The sequence below is a fragment of the Marilutibacter maris genome, from assembly GCF_006546735.2.
In the GTDB taxonomy this organism is placed as follows: domain Bacteria; phylum Pseudomonadota; class Gammaproteobacteria; order Xanthomonadales; family Xanthomonadaceae; genus Marilutibacter; species Marilutibacter maris.
Genome location: NZ_VICD02000340.1, coordinates 1 through 9,549, shown reverse-complemented (window position 1 = coordinate 9,549; position 9,549 = coordinate 1). Strand labels below are relative to the sequence as shown.

Annotated in this window: 8 protein-coding genes and 1 pseudogene; 5 read left to right on the top strand and 4 right to left on the bottom strand. The window is 67.1% G+C overall.

Translation table 11 applies throughout. From position 1 onward, the window contains the following. A partial coding sequence (locus FKV24_RS19655) for a hypothetical protein (RefSeq protein ID WP_211371927.1) occupies positions 1-266 on the top strand: 266 nt, incomplete at its 5' end. Positions 267-495: 229 nt separating this feature from the next. Here the strand turns inward: FKV24_RS19655 and FKV24_RS18840 are convergent. The 4 genes and pseudogenes from FKV24_RS18840 to aceE all read right to left on the bottom strand — a co-directional run. Further along, positions 496-726 (bottom strand): annotated as a pseudogene (locus tag FKV24_RS18840) (hypothetical protein); the annotation flags it as partial. 24 nt (positions 727-750) lie between these two features. Next, entirely contained in the window at positions 751-2,064 is a 1,314-nt protein-coding gene (locus FKV24_RS18835; RefSeq protein WP_141483487.1) for a type II toxin-antitoxin system HipA family toxin, read from the bottom strand. A 4-nt stretch (positions 2,065-2,068) separates the two neighbouring features. Beyond that, positions 2,069-2,329: a helix-turn-helix domain-containing protein gene (locus FKV24_RS18830; RefSeq protein WP_141483486.1), complete on the bottom strand. Its 261-nt coding sequence runs from the start codon at positions 2,327-2,329 to the stop codon at positions 2,069-2,071. Between the two features lie 206 nt (positions 2,330-2,535). Continuing rightward, positions 2,536-5,241, bottom strand: a complete 2,706-nt coding sequence (gene aceE / locus FKV24_RS18825) for a pyruvate dehydrogenase (acetyl-transferring), homodimeric type (protein WP_141483485.1) — start codon at positions 5,239-5,241, stop codon at positions 2,536-2,538. Between the two features lie 934 nt (positions 5,242-6,175). On the opposite strand from aceE, the gene FKV24_RS18820 reads away from it, so the two are divergent. From FKV24_RS18820 to FKV24_RS18805, 4 genes are read left to right on the top strand one after another with little or no spacing between them, the layout of a single operon-like run. Further along, positions 6,176-8,188, top strand: a complete 2,013-nt coding sequence (locus FKV24_RS18820) for a SpoIIE family protein phosphatase (protein ID WP_170288380.1) — start codon at positions 6,176-6,178, stop codon at positions 8,186-8,188. Next, positions 8,182-8,613, top strand: a complete 432-nt coding sequence (locus FKV24_RS18815; protein ID WP_141483483.1) for an ATP-binding protein — start codon at positions 8,182-8,184, stop codon at positions 8,611-8,613. Before FKV24_RS18820 ends, FKV24_RS18815 begins: the two co-directional genes overlap by 7 nt. Further along, a complete protein-coding gene (locus FKV24_RS18810; RefSeq protein WP_111267662.1) occupies positions 8,613-9,002 on the top strand; it encodes an STAS domain-containing protein in 390 nt (129 codons plus the stop codon). The genes FKV24_RS18815 and FKV24_RS18810 overlap by 1 nt, the downstream gene beginning before the upstream one ends. Positions 9,003-9,031: 29 nt before the next feature. Then, on the top strand, positions 9,032-9,430 hold the full coding sequence (locus FKV24_RS18805; protein WP_141483482.1) for an STAS domain-containing protein: 399 nt from the start codon (positions 9,032-9,034) through the stop codon (positions 9,428-9,430). Positions 9,431-9,549: the final 119 nt, after the last annotated feature.

The following is a 9,549-nucleotide window of genomic DNA, read 5'->3' as shown; positions in this document are numbered from 1 at the left end:
CTGCTACTCTTGAGCTAAACTATCAACCCAAATCGTATCTTTGCTTTTCGGTAGAATTCGCCCCGGACAATGCGCTGCAGCAGGTGGTTGCTACGGAGAGCGAAGATGGAGAGCTGTACTTCGAGAGCACGTCGCAGGAAAGGTACTACTGGATCGATCAGTTTAGAACTCCTCATGCGCAGCGCGCTGTTGAAAGATTCTCCAGTGATTTGTCGCGCGTCGGGTTGACTGAATCTGAGTGGCTTCGACGATTAGAGAAGCGGTGACACCATTTGCTAAGTGACCTGTAAGTATGTGGATGCCTCGGTACGGTCGCATTGACGGTCAACGAATTGCATCAGCTGCACGAAGGCAACATCGCCCGCTATCGCATCCGGCCGTCGCAGTTTCGCGACTGGCTGACCGTGCAGTAACACCCGGATACGAAAAAGGGCGGCCGATTGCCGCCTTTTTCGTTCTTCCCCTCTCCCGCTCACCGGAGAGGTCGAGCAACCCTCAAACCCCAATCGAATCCAGCTTCTCCACGTCAATCCTGTATTCCTTGATCGCGCAGGTGACATCCTTGGCGCTCATCTTGCCGTCAGCGGCCGGGGCGGCGATCGCGGTGTGGGCGATGTGGAAGCGGTCGACCTCGAAGTGGCGGCGCAGGCTGGCGTGGGTGTCGCTGCGGCCGAAGCCGTCGGTGCCTGGGACGGTGTAGCGCATCGGCACAAGCTCGCGGATGCGTCTTCTTGTGAAACGCAGAACCGCCTAGATCAAGCGCGTGCTTGCTCTCGAAAGTCCTTCAAGGATTGGCGTGGCGACGGCATCCGGGAAGTCGTGCGGCAGTTCGCTGGACACTCTTTCAATAACCCGCTGCGTTTGCTCTGCCACTTCGGCTAGCAGTTGTTCACCATCGACGCCGCAGTACCGGGCCATGGCCTCCCACTGGCGCGGCACGACGCTCCGGATCCGGTAGTGCCGATTCCTGGAGACCACGGCCATGGCCAGCTTGGCATCGTACGGATCGAGTTGGTTGGGGCCGCTTCCCATGATGGGATAGGCAGACAGCACGTCATACAGCGGCGTTAGCCGGTAGACGCCATCTGCACCCAGAAAGATGCTGAAGTTCTTGGCGTGACCATCGGTTGCCGCCAGTGCCCAGAAGACGATCTGCGCCTTGAAGAAAACGTTTCGATCCCGACCAGCCTGCTCGGAGCGCCGCAGCAATTCCATGATGTCCCGCACGCCGGGGCCGCCGTCGACTTCGTACCTGTGGTCCGGGTGGACGCCGAGGGCCTGGCACATGTCTTCCTGCGGCAGGCGCAGCCACCAGTCGCCACGCTCGGATCGACGGCGGTCGAAGCGCTCGACGATCAACGCCTTCTGCTCCTCGAACGTCGCGATGCGGGTTCGGGCAACAGGTATGTCAAACGCTTCGACAATACGGCTGCAAAGCCACTCGTTTTCGATCGAGGTGCTGAAGTCGGCCTGCATGTTGCCCACTTTGCCAAGGGGCAGCTTGAAAATATGTGTCGTTGGCGTTGAGTTCCGCGGAAGGCACCAGCGGTCTTCGTGCCAAAGCAAGGCGGTTTTTTCCTGTGCGCCTGCGATGGAAATGCGAAAGTCCCCCAGCTCTGCCGCCCCAGGCGTCCTCGTTACGGGAACGTCGCGCAACACCTGGGCGACCTCCGCATCCGTCAGCGGTTCCGCGTCGATCTGCCCCAAGCCTTCCGGCTGCCGTCCGACCGGAAGCAGCTGCACGGCTCCGACACAGTCCCGGCCAATCTCTGCCAGTAGATCGAAGGCGGCTGTCGATCGGGCACCGGTCCGCTGGCGGAGCCGACGCCGGATGTCAGTGCTGTCAGGCAGGAGGTTCTCGAAAAAGAACGCGACGGCAGTTCCCCGGTGAACACCGCCTTCCGGGAGCAGCGGCAGCGACAACGACAGCGGACGCGCATGTGGCGCAACCAGCCAATCGGCGGCATAGGTCAATGTCTGGGCCCCGCTGCGTCGTTCCTCCCAGAGGCCGACCTGCTCGCCATTGATCCAGACGGCAAGCGCGTTGGTTGATGAGGTTGCCATCGGCCTACCACTCCACCGGCGCAGATCGCGACCTGCTGTCTTCCTGCTGGGAGCGGGGCTGCAGAACGATATCCACGTTCAACGCGCCAAGAAATCGCATCAGTCGGTCGAACGTCGCCTTTTCCGGATGCCGCTCCAATGCACTGATGGCCTGATGGGTCACCCCCAGCTTTGCGGCGACCTGCGCCTGGGAGAGATCGGCCTGGGCCCGCAATGCTTTGAGCAATGGGGCAAGTTGGCGTGGGTGTTGGATGAGGTACTTCATGCCGTTCCACCTCGAATCAAGCGAATTTCAAGGAATAGATTGAACTCTACAAGCTCAACCTAACCCTTGAATCTCGAAAAATCAATCTATAGATTGAATTCGATAAATTCAACCTATGAATTGATTTTCACCATGTCCGATGCAGAAGGCGCAAATGCAGAAGGGCGACCCAAGGGCCGCCCTTCCTGGTGCTTTGTCGAGCGTCATCAAACCCCGATCGGATTCGGCTTCTCCACGTCGATCTTGTACTCCTTGATCGCGCGGGTGACGTCCTTGGCACTCATCTTGCCGTCGGCGGCCAGGGCGGCGATGGCGGCGTGGGCGATGTGGAAGCGGTCGACCTCGAAGTGGCGGCGCAGGTTGGCGCGGGTATCGCTGCGGCCGAAGCCGTCGGTGCCCAGCACGGTGTAACGCATCGGCACGTACTCGCGGATCTGGTCGGCGAAGGCGCGCACGTAGTCGGTGGCGGCGATGGCCGGGCCCTGGCGGCCGTCCAGCAGTTCGGTCACGTAGGGCTTGCGCGGGGTCTTGGCCTCGGGGTTGAGGCGGTTCCAGCGCTCGGCGTCGACGCCGTCGCGGCGCAGCTCATTGAAGCTGGGGCAGGACCAGATGTCGGCCGTGACACCAAAATCCTTGTCCAGCAGCTCGGCGGCGGCGATCGCCTCGCGCAGGATGGTGCCGCTGCCCATCAGTTGCACACGCAGCTCGCCCTTCTTGGGCTTGCCGGCGTCCTTGAGCAGGTACATGCCCTTGATGATGCCGTCGGCGCTGCCCTCGGGCATCTCCGGGTGGGTGTAGTTCTCGTTCATCAGGGTGATGTAGTAGTACTCGTCGCGCTGCTCGGCGAGCATGCGCTGCATGCCGTGCTGGACGATCACGGTGACCTCGTAGCCGAAGGTCGGGTCGTAGCTGCGGCAGTTGGGCACCGCGCCGGCGAGCAGGTGGCTGTGGCCGTCCTCGTGCTGCAGGCCCTCGCCGTTGAGGGTGGTGCGGCCGGCGGTGGCGCCGAGCAGGAAGCCGCGCGCGCGCATGTCGGCGGCCTGCCAGGCGGAGTCGCCGATGCGCTGGAAGCCGAACATCGAATAGAAGATGTAGAACGGCAGCATCTGCAGGTCGTTGGTGCTGTAGCTGGTGGCGGCGGCCATCCAGCTGGAGAACGCGCCCGCCTCGGTGATGCCTTCCTCCAGCACCTGGCCGGCGGCGTCCTCGCGGTAGTACATCAGCTGGTCGCGGTCGACCGGCTTGTACTTCTGGCCCTGCGGGGCGTAGATGCCGAGCTGGCGGAACAGGCCCTCCATGCCGAAGGTGCGCGCCTCGTCGGCGACGATCGGCACGCAGCGCGGGCCGACCTGCTTGTCGCGCAGGGTGATGTTGAGGGTCTGCACGAAGGCCATGGTGGTGCTGATCTCGCGATCGCCGGTGGCCTTGAGCAGGCGCTCGTAGGCTTCGAGCTTGGGCACTTCCAGCGACTGGCTGGCCTGGCGGCGGCGCTGCGGCAGGAAGCCGCCCAGCGACTTGCGCCGGTCGAGCATGTACTGCACTTCCTCCGAGTCCTTGCCCGGGTGGAAGAACGGCACCTGGCCGTCGGCCAGTTGCTTGTCGGTGACCGGGATGTTGAAGCGGTCGCGGAAGTTCCTGACCGCCTCGTCGTCGAGCTTCTTGGTCTGGTGGGTCGGGTTGAGCGATTCGCCGGCCGAGCCCATGCCGTAGCCCTTGACGGTCTTGGCCAGGATCACGGTCGGCATGCCCTTCATCCTGGTCGCCGCGTCATAGGCCGCGTAGACCTTGTGCGGGTCGTGGCCGCCGCGGTTCAGGCGCCAGATGTCGTCGTCGGACAGGTTGGCGACCAGGCGCGCGGTCTCCGGGTATTTGCCGAAGAAGTGCTCGCGGGTGTAGGCGCCGCCGAAGGCCTTGCAGTTCTGGTATTCGCCGTCGACGGTTTCCATCATCAACTGGCGCAGCTTGCCGCTGGTGTCGCGCGCCAGCAGCGGGTCCCAGTAGCTGCCCCAGATGGTCTTGATCACGTTCCAGCCGGCGCCGCGGAACTGGCCCTCCAGCTCCTGGATGATCTTGCCGTTGCCGCGCACCGGGCCGTCCAGGCGCTGCAGGTTGCAGTTGATCACGAACACCAGGTTGTCCAGGCCCTCGCGGCCGGCGACCGAGATCGCACCCAGGCTCTCCGGCTCGTCGCACTCGCCGTCGCCCATGAAGCACCAGACCTTGCGGTCGGACTTCGGAATCAGGCCGCGGCCTTCCAGGTACTTCCAGTTGCGCGCCTGGTAGATCGAGGCGATCGGGCCCAGGCCCATCGATACGGTCGGCAGCTGCCAGTAGTCGGGCATCAGCCAGGGGTGCGGGTAGGAGCTGATGCCGCGGCCGTCGACCTCCATGCGGAAGTGGTCGAGCTGCGACTCGCTGATCCGGCCTTCGAGGAAGGAGCGCGCGTAGATGCCGGGCGAGCTGTGGCCCTGCACGCCGATCAGGTCGCCGGGGTGGTCGCCCTCGGGGCCGCGCCAGAAGTGGTTGAAGCCGACGTCGTAGAGGGTCGCCGCCGAGGCGAAGCTGGCGATGTGGCCGCCCAGGTCGCCGGGCTTGCGGTTGGCGCGCACCACCATCGCCATCGCGTTCCAGCGGATCAGCGAGCGGATCCGCCATTCCATGGTCTGGTCGCCCGGGGTCTTGGGCTCCAGGTGCGGCGGGATGGTGTTGATGTATTCGGTGGTCGGCGAGAACGGCAGGTGGGCGCCGGCGCGGCGGGTGACCTCGACCATGCCCTGCAGCAGCTGGTGGGCGCGCTCGGCACCGTCATGGGCGATGACGGCCTGGACCGATTCGACCCACTCCTGGGTCTCGGCCGGGTCCGGGTCGTTCTGCAGCAGGTCGGCGAACGGGCTCTCGTAGGTCTGGGTCATGCGCTCCGCGGCCCCATGGCCGCGCCTCGTGAGTCAGGTGGGGGAAATTAGAGTCCCGATTCTAGCAGCCGGACCGCGCCCTTCCGTGTCGCCCCGGCCGCCCCCGGCTCAGCCTTTGGTCGCTGGTATGCGAAGCCCGTGGGCATTGCATACCAGCGGCCGGTCGCACGCCCCGCTCCTGCCTTTCGCAGGAGCGGCGTCAGCCGCGACCCGGGCCTTCCCATGAACGCCTCATCGCGGCTCATGCCGCTCCTACGAAGAGCAAAAACCTCGCGCGTCCCATCCCTGCGCCGGAACCCCGTAGGAGCCGCGTGAGCTGCGACCGGGGCTTTCCCATGAAGGCCTCATCGCGGCTCACGCCGCTCCTACGAAGAGCAAGAACCTCGCGCGTCCCATCCCTGCGCCGGAACCCCGTAGGAGCTGCGTCAGCTGCGACCCGGGCCTTCCCATGAACGCCCCATCGCGGCTCACGCCGCTCCTACGAAGAGCAAGAACCTCGCGCGTCCCATCCCTGCGCCGGAACCCCGTAGGAGCCGCGTCAGCTGCGACCGGAGCTTTCCCATGAAGGCCTCATCGCGGCTGACGCCGCTCCTACGTCAGGTGCCATGGCGCCCCAGCCCCCTGAGTCAGGGGGCGATTCGTGCCGCAGGCACGAATGGGGGTGTGGAAGCGCAACGGCGGGGCCCAAGGTTTGCGTAGCAAACTTTGGGGATTCCCGGGCGCAGCCCGGGGATCGCGGCTTACGCCGCTCCTATAGAGGCGAGGGGCCGCGCGCCGATTGGTGACCGCGAACGCGGCGCAATGCACATTCCCGACACATGCCTGCTGCGTATGATCGGCCTGCGTCGGCCTCGAGGCGCCCGGTCCCCCCGGGCGATCCGCAAGCCCCGCAGTCCAGGGCATGCGGTTCCGGTGCGGCGAGGATTCGCCACCGATGACGGATCGGAGTGAGCACGGGCCTGCAGGGGGGCCAACGGAGCAGCGTTCGGGCACGCCGGGCCGGCAGGTCCACTGGCGGCACAGCCTGCGCACGCGGATCGCGTTGTGGTCGGGCCTGGTCAGCGTGACCGTGGTGGTGCTGATGACCGCGGCGATGGCCGGGTACACGCACTGGCGGATCGATCAGGAGGCGCGGCTGACGACCCTGGCCAATGGCCAGCAGATGGCCGAGCACCTGGACACGATGATGGACACGGTCGCGGTCACCGCCGGCGCGTTGTCGGCGCTGGCGACCGACGCCAGCCTCGATCCGCGGGACCTCACCGAAACCCTGCGCGCGCTGGTCGAGGCGACCCCGGGCTGCGCCGGCGGCCTGCTGGCGCTGGAGGCCGGCGGCGGCCACGACGCCTACACCCGCTACGTCAGCCTCGACCGCCCCGACCGCGACTTCATCGCCGACGGCTACGACTACCGCAGCCGCGCCTGGTTCCAGCGCACCCTGTCCGAGCGCGAGGGCTGGTGGTCGGAGCCGTACCTCAACGAGAGCGCCGGCGGGGTCTGGATGGTCACCTACAACGCGCCGCTGCGCCGGCAGGGCCGCAACGGCGCGACGCGCGGCATGGTCAGCCTGGACCTGCCGCTGACCGCGCTGACCGATCCGTTGCAGACCCTCGCCCACCTGCCGGGCTGGCAGGTCTGGCTGGTCGCCCCCGAAGGCACCGTGGCGATGGGACCCGATATCCCGGCGGACGCGGGACAGCGCGCGCTGGACGTCCATGTCGCCGATGCCGGTCGCGGCGACCTGATGCCATTGGCGACGGCCGCGGGCGAACACCGCCATCTGTTCCTCTCGCACACCGACCGGCTCCGCGGCGAGGACCTGCTCAGCGTGATCGACCCGGTCGGCGACAGCGGCTGGTCGGTGCTGGTCTCGCAGTCGCATGCGCTGGTCGAGGCGCGGCTCAACCAGACTCTGGTGCTGCTGGCGGCCGGCGGCATGGTGCTGGCGCTGCTGTGCACCCTGCTGGTGGGGCGGCTGGCGCGGCGCATCGCCCACCCCGTGCGGCGGCTGTCGGACGCCGCGGCGCGACTGGCCGACGGCGACTACACGACCGCGGTCCCGGACCTGCATCGTGGCGACGAGGTCGGGGTGATGGCGCGCACCCTGGAGCACGCGCGCAGCTCGATCCAGCGCCAACTGCTCGAGATCGAGGAGATGGGCGCGGCGCGGCAGAAGCTGGAGAGCGAACTGTCGATCGCGCGCGACATCCAGCTGGCGATGCTGCCACCGGGCCGGGTGATCGATCGCGCCGATCATCACCTGGAGGCCTATGCCCAGCTGGAGCCGGCCAAGGCGGTCGGCGGCGACTTCTACAGCTTCGTCGAGCTGGGCAACAACGACCTGTGGTTCGCGATCGGCGATGTCTCCGACAAGGGCGTGCCGGCGGCGCTGTTCATGGCCCGCACCACCACCGTGCTGGAGGCGGCCGCGCGCGGCGGCGGCGATCCCTCGCAGGTGCTGGCGGCGGCGTCGCGGCGGCTGGTCGAGGGCAACGACACCTGCATGTTCGCGACCGTGCTGTGCGGGCGGATCAACGTGCGCAGCGGCGACTGCGTGCTGGCCAGCGCCGGCCACGATCCGCCGGTGTGCCTGCACCCGGACGGCCGCATCGAGACCCTGCCGGTGGAGACCGGCGGACCGCTGGGCTTCGAGCCGGCCGCCGCGTTCCCGCTGTGGCGTGGCCGGCTGGAGCCGGGCATGACCCTGCTCGCCTACACCGACGGCGTGACCGAGGCCTTCGACGCCGGCAACGTCGCCTTCGGCATGGAGGGCCTGATCGCCAGCGTGCGCGCCCACCGCGACGCCCGCGGCCAGTGCGAACGCCTGATCGCCGAGGTGCACGCCTTCGCCCAGCCGGCGGCGCAGGACGACATCACCGTGCTGGCGATCCGGCTGCGGCTGGACCCGACCCCCGAAACGTCCATGGAGGAATCGAACGCATGCTGATCCGCCTGATCGTGCCCGGCGAGCTGGCCCGGGTGGAGGACCTGAACGCATCGCTGGAGGCGGTGCTGAAGCTGCACGGCATCGACGCCGAGCTGTGCGCCGACGTGCGGCTGATCGTCGAGGAGCTGGCCAGCAACGTGATCAAGTACGGCGGCGACCCCGAGGGCGTCCCGCGTCACGAGCTGTCGGTGCACATCGCGATCGCCGGCGAGCTGCTGCGGCTGGAGTTCCGCGACACCGGCGCCCCGTTCGACCCGACCCAGGCGCCGCCGCCCGACCTCGACGGCGACATCCTCGAACGCGAGGTCGGCGGCCTGGGCGTGCATCTGATCCGCAGCCTCGCCGAATCGGTCAGCTACCGGCGCGAGGAGCCGTACAACCTGCTCGACCTCAGCCTTCGCATGAACCAGAAGGAGTCCGCGTGATGAGCCTGAACATCGACATCCAGCCCGCCGCCGCCAGCCAGCGCGTCGCTCTCGGCGGTCGTCTCGACACCCACACCCATGCCGAGCTGGACGCCGCGCTGACCCCGCTGCTGGCCGACCCGTCGATCACCACCCTGGTGCTGGACCTCAGCGGCCTGGAGTACATCAGCTCGGCCGGGATCCGCTCGGTGTTCCGCGCGCGCAAGGCGCTGGCGACGCGCTCGGGCAAGGTGCTGGTCGCCAACCCGCAGCCGCAGATCAAGAAGGTGTTCGACATGGTCAAGGCGGTGCCGATGAACTCGATCTTCGCCTCGGTCGAGGAGGCCGACGCCTACCTCGACGCCATGCAACGCAAGGTGCTGCAGGGCGCCGACGAGGACGAGGACTGAACCGTCACCGGCGCAGGACGGGCACGACGATGCTGCAGATCGAGACCTACCCGCCGGTCAACGGCAATCAGTACCTGAGGCTGTCGGGACGGCTGGACACCCACACCCACGTCGAACTGGAGACCGCGCTGGCGCCGCTGCTGGATGCCGGACCGCGCGCGCTGGTGCTCGACATCGCCCACCTGGAGTACATCAGCAGCGCCGGCATCCGCACCCTCCTGCGCGCGCGCAAGGCGCTGGCGCCGGAGGGCGGCCAGGTCCTGCTGCTGCATCCGCCGCCGCAGATCCGCAAGGTCATCGACCTGGCCAAGGCGGTGCCGCTGGAAGCGATCTTCGACACCAGCCACGAGGCCGACGCCTACCTCGACCGCATCCAGCAGGGCGTGCTCGACGGCGATCTCGACATGCCCGACGACGGCACCCCCTGACCCGACACCGCGCTCCTACGAAAGGCATCAGCGCGCGCATCGGCATGCCCCAGGATTGACCCGTAGGAGCTGCGTCAGCTGCGACCCGGGCTTTCCCATGAAGGCCCTCGCGGCTTACG